The organism is Desulfurella multipotens, assembly GCF_900101285.1.
In the GTDB taxonomy this organism is placed as follows: domain Bacteria; phylum Campylobacterota_A; class Desulfurellia; order Desulfurellales; family Desulfurellaceae; genus Desulfurella; species Desulfurella acetivorans.
Genome location: NZ_FMYU01000003.1, coordinates 99,966 through 117,354, shown reverse-complemented (window position 1 = coordinate 117,354; position 17,389 = coordinate 99,966). Strand labels below are relative to the sequence as shown.

Annotated in this window: 19 protein-coding genes; 6 read left to right on the top strand and 13 right to left on the bottom strand. The window is 30.4% G+C overall.

Translation table 11 applies throughout. The annotated features are described in order from the left end of the window. Positions 1–4 precede the first annotated feature (4 nt). From rseP to rpsB, 8 genes are read right to left on the bottom strand one after another with little or no spacing between them, the layout of a single operon-like run. The gene (gene rseP / locus BLQ93_RS02655) at positions 5–1,087 is read right to left on the bottom strand and encodes an RIP metalloprotease RseP (RefSeq protein ID WP_025392101.1); all 1,083 of its coding nucleotides are present in this window, start codon (positions 1,085–1,087) and stop codon (positions 5–7) included. Next, positions 1,087–2,235 carry a 1-deoxy-D-xylulose-5-phosphate reductoisomerase gene (dxr, locus tag BLQ93_RS02650; protein ID WP_092128004.1) on the bottom strand — a complete coding sequence of 383 codons (1,149 nt, stop codon included), beginning with the start codon at positions 2,233–2,235 and terminating at the stop codon, positions 1,087–1,089. The genes rseP and dxr overlap by 1 nt, the downstream gene beginning before the upstream one ends. Next, entirely contained in the window at positions 2,220–2,987 is a 768-nt protein-coding gene (locus BLQ93_RS02645) for a phosphatidate cytidylyltransferase (RefSeq protein WP_092128002.1), read from the bottom strand. Before BLQ93_RS02645 ends, dxr begins: the two co-directional genes overlap by 16 nt. Further along, positions 2,980–3,684: an undecaprenyl pyrophosphate synthase gene (locus BLQ93_RS02640; RefSeq protein WP_092128000.1), complete on the bottom strand. Its 705-nt coding sequence runs from the start codon at positions 3,682–3,684 to the stop codon at positions 2,980–2,982. The genes BLQ93_RS02645 and BLQ93_RS02640 overlap by 8 nt, the downstream gene beginning before the upstream one ends. Position 3,685: 1 nt before the next feature. Further along, positions 3,686–4,240 carry a ribosome recycling factor gene (gene frr / locus BLQ93_RS02635; protein WP_025392105.1) on the bottom strand — a complete coding sequence of 185 codons (555 nt, stop codon included), beginning with the start codon at positions 4,238–4,240 and terminating at the stop codon, positions 3,686–3,688. Between the two features lie 9 nt (positions 4,241–4,249). After that, on the bottom strand, positions 4,250–4,963 hold the full coding sequence (pyrH, locus tag BLQ93_RS02630) for a UMP kinase (RefSeq protein ID WP_025392106.1): 714 nt from the start codon (positions 4,961–4,963) through the stop codon (positions 4,250–4,252). Between the two features lie 3 nt (positions 4,964–4,966). Further along, complete coding sequence (tsf, locus tag BLQ93_RS02625; RefSeq protein WP_025392107.1) at positions 4,967–5,563, bottom strand: translation elongation factor Ts; 597 nt, start codon at positions 5,561–5,563, stop codon at positions 4,967–4,969. A 3-nt stretch (positions 5,564–5,566) separates the two neighbouring features. Next, on the bottom strand, positions 5,567–6,352 hold the full coding sequence (rpsB, locus tag BLQ93_RS02620; protein ID WP_025392108.1) for a 30S ribosomal protein S2: 786 nt from the start codon (positions 6,350–6,352) through the stop codon (positions 5,567–5,569). 239 nt (positions 6,353–6,591) lie between these two features. On the opposite strand from rpsB, the gene BLQ93_RS02615 reads away from it, so the two are divergent. The 6 genes from BLQ93_RS02615 to murJ are packed head-to-tail and all read left to right on the top strand — an operon-like array spanning position 6,592 to position 13,412. After that, on the top strand, positions 6,592–9,093 hold the full coding sequence (locus tag BLQ93_RS02615) for a sugar phosphate nucleotidyltransferase (RefSeq protein WP_092127998.1): 2,502 nt from the start codon (positions 6,592–6,594) through the stop codon (positions 9,091–9,093). 13 nt (positions 9,094–9,106) lie between these two features. Then, on the top strand, positions 9,107–10,363 hold the full coding sequence (gene eno, locus BLQ93_RS02610; protein WP_092127996.1) for a phosphopyruvate hydratase: 1,257 nt from the start codon (positions 9,107–9,109) through the stop codon (positions 10,361–10,363). A 22-nt stretch (positions 10,364–10,385) separates the two neighbouring features. After that, positions 10,386–10,622 (top strand): FtsB family cell division protein, encoded by a 237-nt coding sequence (locus BLQ93_RS02605; protein WP_159427475.1) that lies wholly within the window; start codon positions 10,386–10,388, stop codon positions 10,620–10,622. A 3-nt stretch (positions 10,623–10,625) separates the two neighbouring features. Next, entirely contained in the window at positions 10,626–11,273 is a 648-nt protein-coding gene (thyX, locus tag BLQ93_RS02600) for an FAD-dependent thymidylate synthase (protein ID WP_025392112.1), read from the top strand. Beyond that, positions 11,270–11,941 (top strand): 16S rRNA (cytidine(1402)-2'-O)-methyltransferase, encoded by a 672-nt coding sequence (gene rsmI, locus BLQ93_RS02595; protein ID WP_025392113.1) that lies wholly within the window; start codon positions 11,270–11,272, stop codon positions 11,939–11,941. The genes thyX and rsmI overlap by 4 nt, the downstream gene beginning before the upstream one ends. Then, the gene (gene murJ / locus BLQ93_RS02590; RefSeq protein ID WP_092127994.1) at positions 11,934–13,412 is read left to right on the top strand and encodes a murein biosynthesis integral membrane protein MurJ; all 1,479 of its coding nucleotides are present in this window, start codon (positions 11,934–11,936) and stop codon (positions 13,410–13,412) included. Before rsmI ends, murJ begins: the two co-directional genes overlap by 8 nt. Here murJ and ftsY read toward each other — a convergent pair. From ftsY to BLQ93_RS02565, 5 genes are read right to left on the bottom strand one after another with little or no spacing between them, the layout of a single operon-like run. Then, positions 13,389–14,282 carry a signal recognition particle-docking protein FtsY gene (gene ftsY / locus BLQ93_RS02585; protein ID WP_092127992.1) on the bottom strand — a complete coding sequence of 298 codons (894 nt, stop codon included), beginning with the start codon at positions 14,280–14,282 and terminating at the stop codon, positions 13,389–13,391. The genes murJ and ftsY overlap by 24 nt on opposite strands. Next, complete coding sequence (locus BLQ93_RS02580) at positions 14,279–15,034, bottom strand: enoyl-CoA hydratase/isomerase family protein (RefSeq protein WP_025392116.1); 756 nt, start codon at positions 15,032–15,034, stop codon at positions 14,279–14,281. The genes ftsY and BLQ93_RS02580 overlap by 4 nt, the downstream gene beginning before the upstream one ends. Further along, on the bottom strand, positions 15,031–16,044 hold the full coding sequence (gene mtnA, locus BLQ93_RS02575) for an S-methyl-5-thioribose-1-phosphate isomerase (protein ID WP_092127990.1): 1,014 nt from the start codon (positions 16,042–16,044) through the stop codon (positions 15,031–15,033). Before mtnA ends, BLQ93_RS02580 begins: the two co-directional genes overlap by 4 nt. Further along, the gene (locus BLQ93_RS02570) at positions 16,031–16,924 is read right to left on the bottom strand and encodes an NAD-dependent epimerase/dehydratase family protein (protein WP_092127987.1); all 894 of its coding nucleotides are present in this window, start codon (positions 16,922–16,924) and stop codon (positions 16,031–16,033) included. Before BLQ93_RS02570 ends, mtnA begins: the two co-directional genes overlap by 14 nt. After that, entirely contained in the window at positions 16,921–17,388 is a 468-nt protein-coding gene (locus BLQ93_RS02565) for a BCAM0308 family protein (protein WP_092127985.1), read from the bottom strand. Before BLQ93_RS02565 ends, BLQ93_RS02570 begins: the two co-directional genes overlap by 4 nt. Position 17,389 lies beyond the last annotated feature (1 nt).

The following is a 17,389-nucleotide window of genomic DNA, read 5'->3' as shown; positions in this document are numbered from 1 at the left end:
AAACTCATCTTTTAATTACATTGTGCGTTGTAACATTTTTTGGTATAAAAAATCGTTTTATATCATTGTAAAATGCAAAAACCATTAATACTATCAAAAGCGCTATGCCAACCTTTTGAGCAGCAATCTGGAATTTTTCACTTACAGGCTTTTTTCTTATTGCTTCGATTGTAAAAAACATTAAATGCCCACCATCCAATACAGGTATTGGAAACAAGTTTAATAATCCAAGATTTATACTTATAATACTAGCAAATATCAAAAATGCGCCAAATCCAGCTTGTGCAGCTTTACTTGCAATATCAACTATCATTATAGGCCCCCCAACCTCAGAGGATGGTATAAAACCGCCAATAAGTCTAATAATACCTTCAATAGTCAATTTTGTAATGTAAATTGTTTTTTCGATACCCAAATATAAAGATTTCCATATGGGATATCTAACAAGTGTTGTTTCACCAGAAGGTAAAATTCCTATAACATTAATTTTTTCTTTGTATCCCAAAGGATTTTTTACAATTTCTGTCTTTGGTTTAATATTTACTTTGACTATTTTACCATTCCTTTGAATAACAATATCTAAATTATTGTGAGTTTTAATTATTTTAGACATATCTTCCCATGTAGTTAATTTTATATTATTAATTTCTAAAATTTTATCTTTTGGTTGTAAGTGTGCATAATAAGCTGGAGAATCTTTCAAAACTTTTCCAATTTGTGGCGACAAAGTTTGAATGCCGATAGAATAGGCAATAGCAAAAAACAAAACTGCAGAAAGTATATTAAAAAAAGGACCAGCAAATACTATCAACATTCTTTTATAAACACTTTGAGCATAAAACGCACCTTCTTTATCATTTTCGTCAATACTATTGGGTTCTTCACCTTTCATTTTTACATATCCGCCAAGTGGTACAGCTGATATTACAAACTCTGTTATTTTGGTTTGTTTTTTTAGTAAGACTGGCCCAAAACCTATAGAAAATCTTTCTACTTTAACTCCACTTAATACTGCAACAATAAAATGTCCAAATTCATGTATTATAATCATAACGACTAGCGCTAATATGCCATATATTATATACATTAAGACCTCCTTAAACTCTCTATTACTTTTTCAGTTTCTTTCTTAATTAGCTGTGTTTGATTTTGTAGATCAAAAATATTTTCAGGCATTTTATCCTCAAAATCCTCCATAATTTTTTTAATTATTTTTGAAATATCCGTAAATTTAATCTTATTTTGCAAAAAATACTCAACACATACCTCATCAGCTGCATTTAATAGTAAACCACAATTTTTATCTTTTTTTCTAAATGCATCTTGCGCCAAAGCTAAAAGCTCAAATTTATCTAAATCTGGTTTTTCAAAAGTCAAAGTCCCTATATCAATAAGTGAAATTTTATTTTCAAACTCAATTCTATCTGGTTTATATAAAGCGTAAGCTATGGGCAACTTCATATCTGGTGTTGCCATTTGAGCAATAATGCTTCCATCAATAAGTTCTACTGCTGAGTGTACTATGCATTCTTTATGAACAACAACTTCAATTTGTTTGCTATCCACGTCAAAAAGCCATCCAGCTTCTATAATTTCAAAACCCTTATTCATCATAGTTGCAGAATCAATTGTAATTTTAGCACCCATATTCCATTTTGGGTGATTAAGAGCCATTTCTTTTGTTATACTCTCAAATCGTTCCTTATCAGTTAATCTAAAAGGACCTCCAGATGCAGTTAATATAATTTTTTTTAAGTACTGCCTTTTGCCTTCCAAACACTGGTAAATTGCAGAGTGTTCACTATCAATTGGTACTATTTCAATCTTGTTTTTTTTTGCCAATTCTGTCAGTATCTTTCCAGCAACTACCAAACTTTCTTTGTTTGCTAAGGCAAATTTTTTCTTATAATAAATTGCATAATAAGAAGGTAATATGCCTGCACTTCCAACAAAAGCATTTATAACAAAATCTATATCATTTTTTGCAATTAATTCAGACAATTCATTTTGTGAAAAAAATTCTATATATGGAAAAAGATTTTTTAATTGAGAAATGTATTCTAACTGTCCTACATAAACATACTTTGGTTTTAGTTTTTCAATTTGCTCTATAGCTTTAGTTATATTTTTATTGAAAGCAATACCAATTATGTTATATTTTGAACCTTTTTTTATAACTTCAATTACATTTTGACCAATTGAACCTGTAGATCCTAATATTAAAATATTTTCCATAAAAACATTAAATATACTAAATATGCTGAAAAAGCGAGACTGTCAAGTCTATCAAGCATACCCCCGTGTCCTGGTATGATATTAGAAGAATCTTTTTTGTTATATATACGCTTTACAACAGACTCAGACAAATCTCCAAAAATACCTGCCATATTAGATACTAAACCTACGCCAAAAGCTACTTTTAAATCAATATTTAAAAAATAAGCAAACATGATAGAAGAAATTGTGCCAAAAATTACGCCACATATGGCTCCTTCATAAGTTTTGTTTGGACTGATATTTGGAGCCAATTTAATTTTTCCAAATGATTTTCCACAAAAATATGCAAATGAATCACCAACCCATATGCTTACACAAACAAGCAAAAATAGCCATCTACCATTATCTAATTTTACAATGTTTACAAAAAATGTATATAGCGATACATATAATATACCACCAAGCAAATAGTAATGAGTCAAAATTCTATTTTTATCAATATTTTTAAAACCAATAATCATATGTATTAAAAAAATTAACATCAAAACAATAAATATATACTCAAAGTAAAACAAAACAGTTGATAAAAATACTGCAGTCAAAACAAAATACAAATATCTTTCTTTTAATCCAGTAAAATTTGACCATTCAAAGTATGATAATAATCCAACCATTAAAATTATAAGCTTTATAAGCCACAACGGCGCATATAAAATAATTGCAAGGACAAGAGGTATTAACAGACCTGCACTTATAATTCTTTTAATCATCAAGTCCACCAAATCGTCTTTTTCTTTCTGAAAATTCTTTTATGCAATACTCTAAATCATCTTCATTAAATTCTGGCCAGTATTTATCTAAAAAAATAATTTCCGCATATGCGATTTGCCATAGCAAGAAATTACTTATCCTTTTTTCACCACCAGTTCTAATTAACAAATCAACATCTGGTATATCTTTAGTATATAGGTATTGTTCAAATATATTTTCATCAATATTATCACAATTAAGTTTATTCAAACTAAAATCCATACATATGTTTTTACAGGCTCTTATAATTTCCATATAAGATCCGTAATTTATTGCAAAATTTATCGTTAAATCTGAATTGTTTTTTGTTTTTTCTTGAAGGTTTAATATAGCTTCCTGTTGCTTTTGAGGTAATTTTGTGATATCTCCAATACAGTTAAATTTTATATTTTCCTTCATCATAAAATCTGATTTTTTCCTTACCTGTATACCAAGTAATTTCATTAAAAAATTAACTTCATTTTGCGGTCTTTTCCAGTTTTCTGTAGAAAATGTATATAAAGTCAAATATTCGATTTTTAATTCTTTGGCTTTTTTTGCAATTTTATCAATAATTGTAGAGCCAATAAAATGACCATAAATTCTTTTTTTCCCTTGGAGGTTGGCCCAACGGCCATTACCATCCATTATAATAGCTATATGTTTGGGAATATTCATTTTAAACAGATAAAATCTCTTTTTCTTTTAGGCTAAATAAATTATCTATTTCTTTAATGTATTTATCCGTTAATTTCTGCATTTCATCTTCTTCTTTTTTTAGATCATCTTTAGATATAGCTTTATCTTTTTCTAAATCTTTTAGAATTGTATTTGCCTTTTTTCTTATGTTTCTAATATTTACTTTATATTTTTCACTTTCTTGTTTAAGTTGCTTCACAATACTTTTTCTATCTTCTTCGGTTAGTGGTGGCATGTTAATTTTAACAACTTTACCATCATTATTTGGTGTCAATCCTATATTTGATTTTAAAATCGCCTTCTCAATAGCTTTTAGTAAACTCAAATCCCACGGTTTAATTATTATCGTTGTAGCATCAGGAACCGAAATAGAAGCGACCTGCTTTAGCGGCATTTTTTTTTCGTAACTTTCAATAAGAATATTTTCAACAAGCAGACTGTGAGCTTTACCTGTTTTGAGAGACGTAACATAGTTTTTATAGGCTAAAAGAGCTTTTTCCATTTCAGAAGCAATGGGTTTAACTTCATCTATCATACTGCCTCCTTAGCTAACTAATGTGCCTACCTTTTTGCCTTCTATTATGCTTTTTAGAATACCCTCTTTGTTTATATTTAAAACAATAATAGGTAATTTATACTCCATACACATAGATATTGCCGTTGAGTCCATAACTTTTAAATTTTGATCAAGAACTTGAATGTATGTGATTTCTTCTATCAATTTGGCATTTTCATAAACCATTGGATCTTTATCGTAAACACCATCAACTTTCGTAGCTTTAAGTAATACTTGAGCGCCCATTTCCATAGCCCTAAGTGCTGCTGCTGTATCTGTAGTAAAGTAAGGGTTTCCAGTACCAGCAACAAATATTACCACCCTACCTTTTTCTAAGTGTCTCAAAGCCCTTCGTCTAATATATGGTTCAGAAATCTGCCTCATTTCTATTGCGCTAATAACGCGGGTGGGCACATCAAGTTTTTCTAAACTATCTTGTAGAGCTAAACCATTGATTACTGTAGCAAGCATACCCATATAGTCTGCACTTGCTCTATCCATACCAAGCGCAGCACCTTTAATACCTCTAAAAATATTTCCACCACCGATAACAATAGAAATACTTACACCCATTTCCCACACTTGTTTAACTTCGAAGGATATTTTTTTTATCATTTTGTCATCTATGCCAAAAGGAAGCTCGCCAAGCAAAGCTTCCCCACTGAGTTTTAATAAAATATTATTATAAGCAGGTTTAGCCACGACTTATTCTTCTCCTAACTTAAATCTTACAAATCTTCTAAGTATAATATTTTCGCCAAATTTTGCTATAGCATTATTAATTAAATCTCTTACTTTAATCATATCGTTTTTTACAAAAGGTTGATCAAGTACGCAAATTTCTTCAAGGTATTTGTTAATTTTGCCTTCTAATATTTTATCAATAACATTTTCAGGTTTACCACTTTTTATTAGCTGCTCCCTTTGAAAAGTTTTTTCCTTTTCAATTACTTCTTGAGGAACACTTTCTTTGTCAACATAAAGTGGATTTGTAGCCGCAATATGCATTGCTATGTCTTTTGCAAGTTGAGCAAACTCGTCTGTATTTGCTACAAAATCCGTTTCACAATTCAATTCTACCATTACGCCGATTTTACCACCTGCATGTATATAGCTTACTATTTTACCTTCATTTGCAACCCTAAGCGATTTTTTTCTAGCACTTGCAAGCCCCATTTCTCTGAGTTTTTCTATAGCTTTATCAATATCGCCATTTGCTTGCTCAAGAGCTTTTTTGCAATCCATCATACCAGCGCCAGTGCGTTCTCTTAACTCTTTAACTAATTGGGCATTTATTTCCATTTCTTATAAATCCTCCTCTTCACTAAACTCTTCTTCACTTTCAACTTTTTCAGCTACAGCTTCTTCAAATTTTTCTGCTTCTATTTTATCTGCTACTTCTTTATTGTAGCGTTCTCTTCCTCTCAACACAGCTTCTTGCATCTTTTGTGCAAGCAAACTTATTGATCTAATTGCATCGTCGTTGCCTGGAATAATGTAATCTATAGGATCTGGATCACAATTTGTATCAACTAGTGCAACTACAGGAATTTTTAATTTATTTGCTTCTTTAATAGCAAGTTCTTCTCGTTTGGTATCAACTGCTATAATTACATCCGGTAATTTTGTCATATTCTTTATGCCAGAGAGGTATTTTTCTAGCTTTTCTTTCTTTTTCATTAAAATTTTTGCTTCTTTTTTGGTATACTTATTTATCTCGCCACTTTCTTCAAGTTCTGTAAGTCTTTTTAGATTCTCTACGCCTTTTTTGACAGTAGAAAAATTTGTAAGCAAACCGCCAAGCCACTTATAAGTAACATAAGGCATACCGCAAGCTATAGCTGCCTCCCTAATTTCGTCTTGACCTTGTTTCTTTGTGCAAACAAACAATATTGTTTTGTTTGCAGCAGCCTGTTCTTCTACAAATTCGTAAGCTTTCTCAAAGTAATAGAGTGTTTGCTGCAAATCAATAATGTGAATACCTTTCCTTGCAGCAAAAATGTAAGGTTTCATTTTTGGGTTCCAGCGTTTGGTTTGGTGACCAAAGTGAACCCCTGCTTCTAAAAGTTCTTTCATCGTAATGTGCGACATACAAACTCCTTAAAAAATGGATTTACCACCACTTGCTAAATGTGCACAAATCTAATATTAGACTCCATGTGCACACAAGATTAAGCAAGTGTGCGTTTTTTCAGATTGGCATTTTATCATAAACTCTATTATATTACAATAATAAAATTTTAGCAGCATCGTGTGTAATTTTTTAATTTACAAACAACAGAAACTGAAGTATAATTCAAATAAATGAACCAAACATTGAGGTGAAAAAAGTGAAAACAATACTAATGGCAGGCGGATTTGGAACAAGACTTAGACCTCTTACTATTAAAATACCCAAACCAATGGTTCCGGTAGTCAATAAACCTATCATGCTACATGTAATTAATTTACTAAAACGTCATCAACTGCTCAACATAAGTGCTTTGTTATTTTTTCAACATGATGTTATAAAAAATTTCTTCCAAGATGGACAGGAATTTGGTGTTGATTTAAGTTATATTCTGCCAGATGAAGATTATGGCACAGCTGGAGCGGTAAAATATGCAATTGTAGAAGAAAATATAAACGAAACAATACTTGTTATAAGTTCTGATATACTATGCGATTTTGATCTCACAAAAGCAATTGAATCACATAAAAAAAAGCATGCAAAAGCTACAATTATTTTAACACACACAAAAGATCCCACATCATATGGCATAGTGATTACAGATTCCAATTCAAATATTGAAAAATTTTTAGAAAAACCATCATGGGGTGAAGTATTTTCTGATCTTATAAATACAGGAATATACATATTGGAAAAAGAAGCGTATGATCTTATACCAGAAAAAACAGAGTTTGATTTTAGCAAGGATCTTTTTCCACTTTTGCTTGAAAAAAACATAAAAATAAATGCATATATAGATAATGGTTACTGGAAAGATATAGGGAATATATCTGAGTATTTTGCAGCAAATATGGATTGCTTAGAAAGTAAAGTACGCATTGAATTAAACGAAGAAAGGATTGAAAATACAAATTTTTATGTTGGTAAAAATACAAATATAAATTTCACATCAACTTTAGAAGGTAGTGTTGTTATTGGTGAAAATTCTATCATTGAACCCAAGGCAAGAATCAAAAACTCTATTATTGGTAAAAATGTACACATTGGAAAAAATTGCAATATAGAAAACACTATTGTATGGGACAATACACAAATTTTGCAAGATAGTCAGATAAGAAACTCGATAATTTTAGATAATGTTACAATAGGCTGTCAAACAATTATTGATGATAATTGTGTTGTATCAAGTTCAGTAAAAATAGGCAATAATGTTATTATAAAACCAAATGTTAAAATCTGGCCAAACAAAGAAGTAGAATCAGGTGCAATTTTATCATCATCTCTAATTTGGGCCGAAAAATGGTCATACATGCTATTTGCAAAGTACGGTGTTACCGGACTTGCAAATTTGGAAATTACACCTGAGTTTTGTACAAAACTTGGCTCGGCATATGCAACAAGCTTAAAAGAAAAATCTACTGTAGTCTGCGGTAGAGATACGCACCCCGTATCGAGATTGCTAAATAGAGCTTTAATGTCTGGTGTTTTATCATGCGGTGTAAATGTAGAAGATTTAAGTGATACACCAATACCTATTATAAGGTACATTATAAAAACTACGGGTAAATCAGGTGGTTTTTACTTGAGACGTTCACCATTTGACACAGAATTTGTGGATATTAAGTTTTTTGATAACAATGGGATGGATATTGTTAGTTCAAAAGAAAAAACTATAGAAAGGCTTTTTTTTAGAGAAGATTTTAGAAAGTCACCTATTAATAAAGTGGGAAATTTAAATTTTCCATATCATGTAATAGAAAGCTACAATAACTCAATTTTGAATAAGCTAAACATCGATAGTATAAAACAAAAGAGCTTAAGGGTTGTTATTGACTACTCATATGGCAGTGCATCAAAAATTTTACCAAATATTTTAGGCAAAATAGGTATTGAAGTAATAAGCTTAAATGCTTTTATAGAACCCAATAAAACAACACGTACTAAAGAAGAATTTGATCAAGCTCAACACACATTATCAATTATTACAAAAAGTACAAATGCAGATTTAGGTATAATGCTTGATTCTGGTTGTGAAAAAGTTTTTTTAGTTGACAACCATGGAGAAATAGTAGATAATGAAAGTGCTGTAAGAGCATTAATCTTACTCCAGGCTCAAAAACTAAAGGGCAAAAAGATTATTTTGCCAATAAATGCTTCTTTTATGTGCGAAAAGCTTTGCAACGATTTAAATATAGAATTTTATGAATCGCCATTCACTATGAAAGAATTAATGTATAATGCTTATAATTTAAAAGCTGATTTTAGTGCAGATGCAAATGGTGGTTTTTTGTTTAGCGAATACCAGTATTTTTTTGATGGTATATACTCTACACTTAAAATACTAGAACTATTGAGTTTACAAGAAAAAAGCATATCTCAGTTCGTAAATATGTATGAATCAACACCAAAAAGAAAAGTTTTGATTCCTTGCCCTTTTGACAAAAAAGGTAGTGTAATGAGAAAGTTGTTTGAAGATACACAAAATACAGATAGACTAACTACCTTTGGTATTAAAATATACCATAAAGATATGGAAGGTTGGGTTTTGCTTTATCCAGAAGAAGATAAGTCTTATTTTGCCATAGAAGCAAATGCAAAAACTCAAAAAGATTTGGAAAATCTTATTGACACTTACAAAGAAATGGTAAAAAAATATATTTAATTTAGGAGGAAACATGAGCGCAATAATTGAAGTTAACGCGATTGAAATTTTAGATTCAAGGGGAAATCCTACCATTAAAACTATCATTAAAACAGAAGATGGTGCTATTGGAAAAGCTGAAATCCCATCCGGAGCATCAACTGGCTCAAAAGAAGCTTTAGAATTAAGGGACAACGATCCACAAAGGTACAATGGCAAGGGTGTACTTCAAGCTGTATCCAATGTAAATGATAGAATTGCAGATGAAATAATTGGGATGGAAGTTTTAGAACAATCAGAAATCGATAATTTATTAATAGAACTTGACGGAACTGAAAACAAATCAAATTTAGGCGCAAATGCAATTTTATCTGTATCGCTTGCCTGTGCAAAAGCAGCTAGCAGAGAGCTCAACATACCTCTTTATAGATACATTGGCGGTCTTGGAGCAAAAACACTGCCTATTCCAATGCTTAATGTAATTAATGGTGGTGTTCATGCAGATAATAACATTGATTTTCAAGAATACATGATCGTACCTGTTGGTGCCCAAAATTTTGCAAGCGCAATGCAAATGGCATCAGAAACATTTCAAATGCTTAAAAAACTTCTAAAAGAAGATGGTCATTCAACAGGTGTTGGTGACGAAGGTGGCTTTGCACCAAACCTAAAATCAAACGAAGAACCACTACAATACTTAGTAGATGCAATTGAAAAAGCCGGATATGTTCCAGGTGAAGATATCGACATTGCACTCGATTTAGCAGCAAGCGAGTTTTACAAAGATGGATATTATTATGTTTCAAATAAAAAAATATCCAGCAATGAGCTTATAGATTTGCTTGGCAACTTAATAGAAAAATACCCAATTTTCTCAATTGAAGATCCAATGTCAGAAGATGATTTAGAAGGCTGGGCAAAAATTACAGAAGAGCTTGGTGAACATATAATGCTTGTTGGAGACGATGTATTTGTAACAAACGAAAAAATCTTTGCAGAAGGTATAGAAAAAGGTATTGCTAATGCTATTTTGATCAAACTAAATCAAATTGGAACGTTGACTGAAACACTTAATGTTATAAATATGGCTCAAGAAAACGGCTATAACTATGTAATTTCTCACAGATCCGGTGAAACAAAAGATACATTTATAGCTGATTTAGCTGTTGCTGTAAATTCTGGATTTATTAAAACAGGTTCTGTTAATAGAGGAGAACGCATTGCAAAATACAATAGACTACTCGAAATTGAACAAGAGTTAAAATCTAATGCGATTTACCCGACTTGGTAAAATTTTTGAAAATGTTCTTATTGTGATTTTTATTATTGTCATAGGAGTTTTAATAAAAAGCTTCTATGACAACTATACAAATTTAAAAACACTTCAGCAAACTAAAGAACAACTAAACAAAGAAATATCAAAAGAAAAAAAAGATGTGCAACATCTCAAAGAAAATGTAAATTCTACAAACTCGACAATTGAACAAAAAGCAAGGAGCCAATATTACATGCAAAAAGATAACGAAACTGTTATAATATTTAAGAAGTAAGTTATGGAAGTAAAACTATTAAATTTCACACCAAATCCCGATGATATTTGTTTTGAAACAGCAAAAATTTGCTATCAATCAAAAACTAAAGATAAAGAAGGTTTACTCAGCAAAATTATCAAATCAGGTCATTTATCTATTTTAGAACATGCAAGTTTTACGTTTTTAATAAAAGGTATAAGCCGCGTAGCATCTCATCAGCTTGTAAGGCATAGAATCGCAAGCTTTACTCAACAATCTCATAGATATACAAAAGCTTCTGGTTTTTTTGTGCCTGAAAAAATCTTAAACAATACTAAAGCAAAAGAAATCTTTGATGATATAATCAAGAAAGCTCAGTCTGCCTATGAAGAACTATTAAACTTAGATTTACCAAAGGAAGATGCCAGATATGTTTTGCCTTGCGCAATAGTATCCGATATAATTGTTACTATGAATGCCAGAGAATTACTTCATTTTTTTACATTAAGAACGTGCAAAAAAGCCCAAAAAGAAATCCAAGATATTGCGATCGAAATGTTGAAAATTTGCAAAAAAACTGCCCCTATTATCTTTAAAAATGCTGGTCCTTCATGCATACGAGGCAGATGTTATGAAGCAAAACCATGCGATGATATTAGCCAGATAAGGCAATTTTTCGCCAACCTATGAATACCAGACTTTATGTAGTTGCCACCCCTATTGGTAATTTAAAAGACATAACATATAGAGCCATCGAAACATTAAATTCTGTAGATGTAATTTTTGCAGAAAATCCTAAGCATTCAAAGATATTGCTATCAACATACAACATAAAAAAAGACGTAACATCCTACAATGATCATAATTATCAAAAAAAAATACCAATTGCTTTAAATATAGCAAGTCAGGGTAAAACCATAGCTCTAATTACAGATGCTGGCACACCAACTATACAGGATCCAGGATATAGAATTGTTAAAGCTTTTATAGAGCACGGATACAAAGTAGAACCCATACCTGGAGCAAGCGCATTTGTATGTGCTCTACAAGCAAGTGGTCTTGCAACAGATAAATTTATATTTTTGGGTTTTTTACCAAAATCACTATCTAAACAATCAAAAATTCTTTTAAAATATGACCTTGACGCAACAATAATTATATATGAATCGCCAAACAGACTTATAAAAACACTTGAAAATATAAAACAAACTCTAGGAAATAGGCATATCGTATTAGCTAGAGAATTAACAAAAGTCCATGAAGAATTTATAAGAGGACCTGTTGATGATGTAATCAAATTGTTTGAAACAAAGAAAATCATAGGTGAATTTGTTATTTTAATAAAAAAAAATGTTTAAAAATATAAAAATTATTGCTTTTTTTACAATACTATCTAGAATTTTAGGTTTTTTCAGAGATTTTTTGATAACACGGTATTTTGGTGCAGATATTTATACAGATATGTTCTTTGTAGCTTTTAAAATACCAAACCATTTTAGGAGAATATTTGGTGAAGGTGCAATAAATTCTTCTGTGGTACCTGTTTTATCAAAAATAGATAAAGATAACCCAGAAAAAGCAAAAGTTGCTATAGGAAATTTAATTATAATTTTTGGAACTATATTGCTTATCTTTACAATTATTGGCATAATTTTTTCAAAAGTCTTAATTTTAATTTCTGCGCCTGGCTTACTTTTGGACCCTCATGTTAAAACATTAGATTTGCTTGTTAAGATCAATTTTAGCTACATATTCTTTATTGGTATGGCAATATGTTTTATGGGTATAATGAATAGCTATAACCAGTTTGGTGTTGGAGCTTTTTCCCCATCTTTACTAAATATCAGCATGATTGTATCTATATTAATTCTATATGATTTTTTTAAACCTCATATTTTTACTTTATGCTTTGGTGTTGTGCTTGGTGGGATACTTCAGATGATTTTTTCTTACTATGGTTTAAAATGGGGTAAAATTCCAATTCAATATACATTTAAAATAGAAGACTCAACAAAACAGATTTTAAAACTAATGTCAGTTACAGCAATTAGCGGCTCTGTCTTACAAATTGGTGATATGATAGATACATTCATTGCCAGTTTTTTAAAAGTAGGCAGTATATCTTACCTTTATTATGCCAATATTTTATTTCAGTTGCCATTTGCTATTGTTGTTCTTGCAATCTCTCAAGCCACATTACCTCAGCTTAGTAAATTAGAAAAGCCTCAATTGGTAGAAAATACAAACCAATTACTAAAAATCATACTTAACTTATCCATACCAATTACATTGTATTTTATATTTTTTGGTAAAGATCTGATTACAATAATTTTTCAACATGGCAAATTCACATCAAGTGATACTGCAAATACCGATATAGCGTTAACCATGTTTATGTTAGGTTTTTTGTTTTTTTCACAATTAAGAATAGTAAATAACGCATTTTATGCTATAAAAGATGTAAAAACTCCACTTAAAGCATCAATGATCTCAGTTTTAGCAAAACTAATAACCTCTGTTGTATGTGCCTATCTATTTGGTTTTTGGGGGCTAGCTTTATCTTTAAGTATTGTAGGATTTATTAATTTAGCAATACTGAACCACTATTTTAAAAGAAAAATTGGAAAAATTGTATATAAAATACCAAAAGAAAGTCTAGTTATTTTTTTTGTACTTATTTTCTTATCAATTGGGCTAAAAAACATAAATTTTAGTAAAACATACGTTGTCAACGCTTTATTTCGTTTACTATTATCTGCTTTAATTTATGGACCAATAGGGTTTTATATAATAAAAAAAGAATTACTAAGCTATAGGATCAAGCAATGATTCAATAAAATCTCTTGCAACAAATGCCCTTAGGTCTTCTATTTTTTCACCCATGCCAATGTATCTAATTGGAATTTTAAGTTCTTGGCTTATTGCAAAAATAATACCACCTTTGGAAGTACTATCAAGTTTGGTTAAAACTATTCCGCTTACACCTAATGCATTATTAAACTCTTTTGCTTGTACAAGTGCATTTTGACCGATTGTTGAATCGAGTACAAGTAATATTTCTTGTGGGTAATTGCCTAGTTTTGCAATAGAACGCTTTATCTTTTTTACTTCTTCCATTAAATGCTTTTGTGTATGGAGTCTACCAGCCGTATCAATTAAAACTACATCGTAATTTTTTGCAATTGCTTTGTGAACACCGTCATATGCAACAGCTGCAGGATCAGCTTTAGTTTGTAATGCTAAAATATCGCATGAGCTTTTTTTAGCCCATTCCTGAAGTTGCTCAATTGCCGCAGCCCTGAATGTATCCGCTGCAACAAGCAACACATTTTTACCCCTTTCTGAGTATAAACTTGCAAGTTTTCCAATAGTTGTAGTTTTTCCAGAACCATTTATTCCAACAACCATAATAACAAATGGAGATCCTTTTAGATAAAGAGGTTTCTCGACGCTTTCAAGAACACTTAAAAGAATATTTCTAATTACAAACTCAGCATCTCTAATTGTTTTAACAGATCCACCAATATTTTTGTTTATTTCTTCAATAATTTTCTGTGTAATTTCAACTCCAAAATCCGAAGTAATAAGTAATTCTTCAAGCTGATCTAAGTAATTTTGATCTATAGGCTTATCTTTGAGTGTTTCTTTTTCTTGAGTAAAACCAGATTTTATTTTTTTAAATATATCAAAAATGCTCATTTTCTCCTCTTTGTAAATTTATCCATTACAAATTGCCTTTTCCCAAGCATCCATGTATCAGAAAAAATATCACGTTCTAAAGCCATAGCATTAAAGTTATTCAAATGCTCCGATTCTTTAACAAGAGTTTTGATTGATTTAATAAGATCTAAATTTTCTTTCGAAAAACTTTTACAAAACTTTAAAGCTTCTTGAACTATTATTTCTTTGTCAAAGTAATTATTAATTAAGCCGATGCTTAAAGCCTCCTCTGGCATTATTGGCCTTGCACAAAGCAAAATCTCTAAAGCTTTAGATCTACCCACAAGATTTACCAACCTATAAGTACCCCCCCACCCTGTAGTTACACCCATTTGTATTTCTTTAAATTGAATAAAACTATCACTTTGTAAAAATCTAATATCAAAAGCCAAAATAAACTCTGCACCACCACCAACTGCACTACCATTTATACAGGCTATTGTTGGAATTTGCAAATTTTCTATCTCATTTAATATATTATGCATTAAAAAAGCCATATCTTTAGCTTTTTCTTTTGAATCCAAAGTTGCAAAATAATCAATATCACCACCTGAGCAAAAAACATTACCGCTGGATTTAACAAGCAAAGCTTTGATATCCAAATTTTTAATATCAGATATAATTTTACTAAGCTCATACATAAATTCTAAATTAATAGCGTTTCTTTTTTGGTAACGATTTAATGTCAAAATACCTATGTCGTCAATATTTTCAAATATGATATAACTCATAGCTCAAAATCAGGCCTGTATATACCTTTTTCGGTAATTATAGAATCTATCAAATAATTCGGTGTAACATCAAAGGCAAAATAAAGGGCTTTTGCGCCATCTGGTGCTAAATTAACACCATTAAAATTTAATATTTCGCTTGAATCTCTAATTTCGATATCAAGATCACTTAGATTATTAAGACTTCTATCTATTGTAGACTCTGGTGCAGCGACAAAAAATTTTACATTATGCAATTTTGCAAGTTGTGCTAAGCAATATGTACCTACTTTATTTGCTACATCACCATTTTTTGCAATTCTATCAGCACCAACAATTATACAATCGATCAACTTTTTTTGCATTAAAATGCCACATGCACTGTCAGTTACAATTTTATAATTAATATTTTCTTTTGATAACTCAAAAGCAGTTATTCTACTTCCTTGAAAATACGGTCTTGTTTCATCAACATAAACTTCTTCCACTAGATTTTGTTGTGCTGCATATTTTATTATTCCAAGAGCTGTGCCTATACCACCTGTAGCAAAGCTTCCCGTATTGCAATGTGTTAAAATTCTCATTTTTTTATCGAATAAAACAAGTGCGTTTTTTGCCATTTCATAATCAGCTTTCTTTTGGTCTTCAAAAATACCAAAAGCGTTCGCTCTTACTTTTTTTATTATTTTTTCTACAGGCAAAAATGCATTTTGTTCTATTAGTTTCTTTTGACTTTCAACAGCCCATTTCAGGTTTACAGCGGTAGGTCTTGTCGCAAGAAGGTTTGTATATGCTGTCAAAGAAGCTTGATTAAGTTCGTCTAAATCTTTAGCGTTTTTTATTGCAAGATAATAACCAAACGCAGCTACAATGCCAATCAGTGGTGCACCTCTTACAATCATATCCTTTATGGCCATACAGGTATCGTTTAAATTTTCTAATTTCACTTTTTTTATCTGAGGTAAAAACCGCTGATCTATAACAATAAATTCATCGTTATCAGTAAATATAAAAGGACTATAACCACCCATTTTGCCTATACCACCTTATGGTTTTATACATCCCATTAAATAAATTGAACTTAGGTTCAAATCCAAAGTCTAAGCAAAATTCATTTGGCTTACAAACCCATTTTTGTACTCTAATTTCATTTAGCTTATCAAAAAAAATCCCACCTGTTTTTAAACCAAAATTTATTGAATCAAATAAAATTTCAGGTAAAACAATTTTATTTAGACGTTTCCCTAAATGATATTCGATAATGTCTGCTATTTTATAAAAATCATAACAGTAATTTTCGCATATTGTATATATTTTTGTTCCAAAAAAGCTATAATTAAGAGCATAATCAATAGCATCAATTAGATCATCAATATAAATAAAACTTAATTTCATTTTTTTTACAATAAAAAACAAACTAGTTTCATATGCAAATTTAATCAGTTTATATACTTCTTGCTCATGTGGTCCATAAATAACAGGGGGCCTTAAAATTAACAAATTGTATTTGTGCGAATTTTTTAACAATTCTAGCTCTGCAAGTCTTTTTGTATAGCCATAATAAGAAACAGGCTCATTTTTTTCTAAAGGGCCTCTTGCAGCTAGTGAACTCACATATATTAGCTTTTTTACATTATGTTTAGCAGAAAGCTGACTTAAATTTTTTGCACCCTCAACATTTGTTTTATAAAAGGCTTTTTTTGAGCCCTTAATTAAACCAGCTAAATGTACTACAGTATCTACATGTGCTATAGCATTTTCTAAATCCTTAATATTTGATATATCTCCCTGAAAGTATTCAATTCCATTAATCTTTCTTCTTGAGAAACCATAGATTTTATATTTAAAGGATAACTTATCAATTAAATTTTTACCAACAAAACCGCTTGCACCTGTTAGGAGTATTTTCATTTAACCCAATAAACCCTTGCTACTTTATCATTTTCTTTATATTTAATATCCAAATCACCTTTAAAAGCTCTCTGAATAGCTTTGCCAATAGCTACTGCTAAGTGTTCAAATGTAGTGTATACATTCATTTCATTATCACTTATTTGTTCAATTTTTCCTATTCTTCTTAATGGATTAATATTTTCACTCTCTTTTTCTTTATTTTTCATTAAATTAATTATTTCTTCTTTTTTTGATTTTATAATGTCGCTTTTTAAATTCAATATACCTCCGTAATAATTATCTTGAATCCTTCTGCAAGCTGGGCATATATCTTCATAATATTCTCCTCTTGGTTTTTCAATTTTTTTCCAAATACCATCAATAAAAACAAGCCCACAAACTTTACAAACTGTTGGTTCTTTGTATTTCTTGTTTTTAAGATAAAGCCTTTCGTTCCTTTGCGCATAAAGGTTTGTTTTCATA

Excerpts from the sequence above, each read along its gene's own strand:
- rpsB (WP_025392108.1), bottom strand. The coding sequence starts at position 6,352 with ATGTCGCACATTACGATGAAAGAACTTTTAGAAGCAGGGGTTCACTTT.
- frr (WP_025392105.1), bottom strand. The coding sequence starts at position 4,240 with ATGATAGATGAAGTTAAACCCATTGCTTCTGAAATGGAAAAAGCTCTT.
- murJ (WP_092127994.1), top strand. The coding sequence starts at position 11,934 with ATGTTTAAAAATATAAAAATTATTGCTTTTTTTACAATACTATCTAGA.
- BLQ93_RS02580 (WP_025392116.1), bottom strand. The coding sequence starts at position 15,034 with ATGAGTTATATCATATTTGAAAATATTGACGACATAGGTATTTTGACA.
- thyX (WP_025392112.1), top strand. The coding sequence starts at position 10,626 with ATGGAAGTAAAACTATTAAATTTCACACCAAATCCCGATGATATTTGT.
- ftsY (WP_092127992.1), bottom strand. The coding sequence starts at position 14,282 with ATGAGCATTTTTGATATATTTAAAAAAATAAAATCTGGTTTTACTCAA.
- BLQ93_RS02570 (WP_092127987.1), bottom strand. The coding sequence starts at position 16,924 with ATGAAAATACTCCTAACAGGTGCAAGCGGTTTTGTTGGTAAAAATTTA.
- eno (WP_092127996.1), top strand. The coding sequence starts at position 9,107 with ATGAGCGCAATAATTGAAGTTAACGCGATTGAAATTTTAGATTCAAGG.
- BLQ93_RS02645 (WP_092128002.1), bottom strand. The coding sequence starts at position 2,987 with ATGATTAAAAGAATTATAAGTGCAGGTCTGTTAATACCTCTTGTCCTT.
- dxr (WP_092128004.1), bottom strand. The coding sequence starts at position 2,235 with ATGGAAAATATTTTAATATTAGGATCTACAGGTTCAATTGGTCAAAAT.
- BLQ93_RS02565 (WP_092127985.1), bottom strand. The coding sequence starts at position 17,388 with ATGAAAACAAACCTTTATGCGCAAAGGAACGAAAGGCTTTATCTTAAA.
- tsf (WP_025392107.1), bottom strand. The coding sequence starts at position 5,563 with ATGGAAATAAATGCCCAATTAGTTAAAGAGTTAAGAGAACGCACTGGC.
- mtnA (WP_092127990.1), bottom strand. The coding sequence starts at position 16,044 with ATGGGTGGTTATAGTCCTTTTATATTTACTGATAACGATGAATTTATT.
- BLQ93_RS02640 (WP_092128000.1), bottom strand. The coding sequence starts at position 3,684 with ATGAATATTCCCAAACATATAGCTATTATAATGGATGGTAATGGCCGT.
- rseP (WP_025392101.1), bottom strand. The coding sequence starts at position 1,087 with ATGTATATAATATATGGCATATTAGCGCTAGTCGTTATGATTATAATA.
- rsmI (WP_025392113.1), top strand. The coding sequence starts at position 11,270 with ATGAATACCAGACTTTATGTAGTTGCCACCCCTATTGGTAATTTAAAA.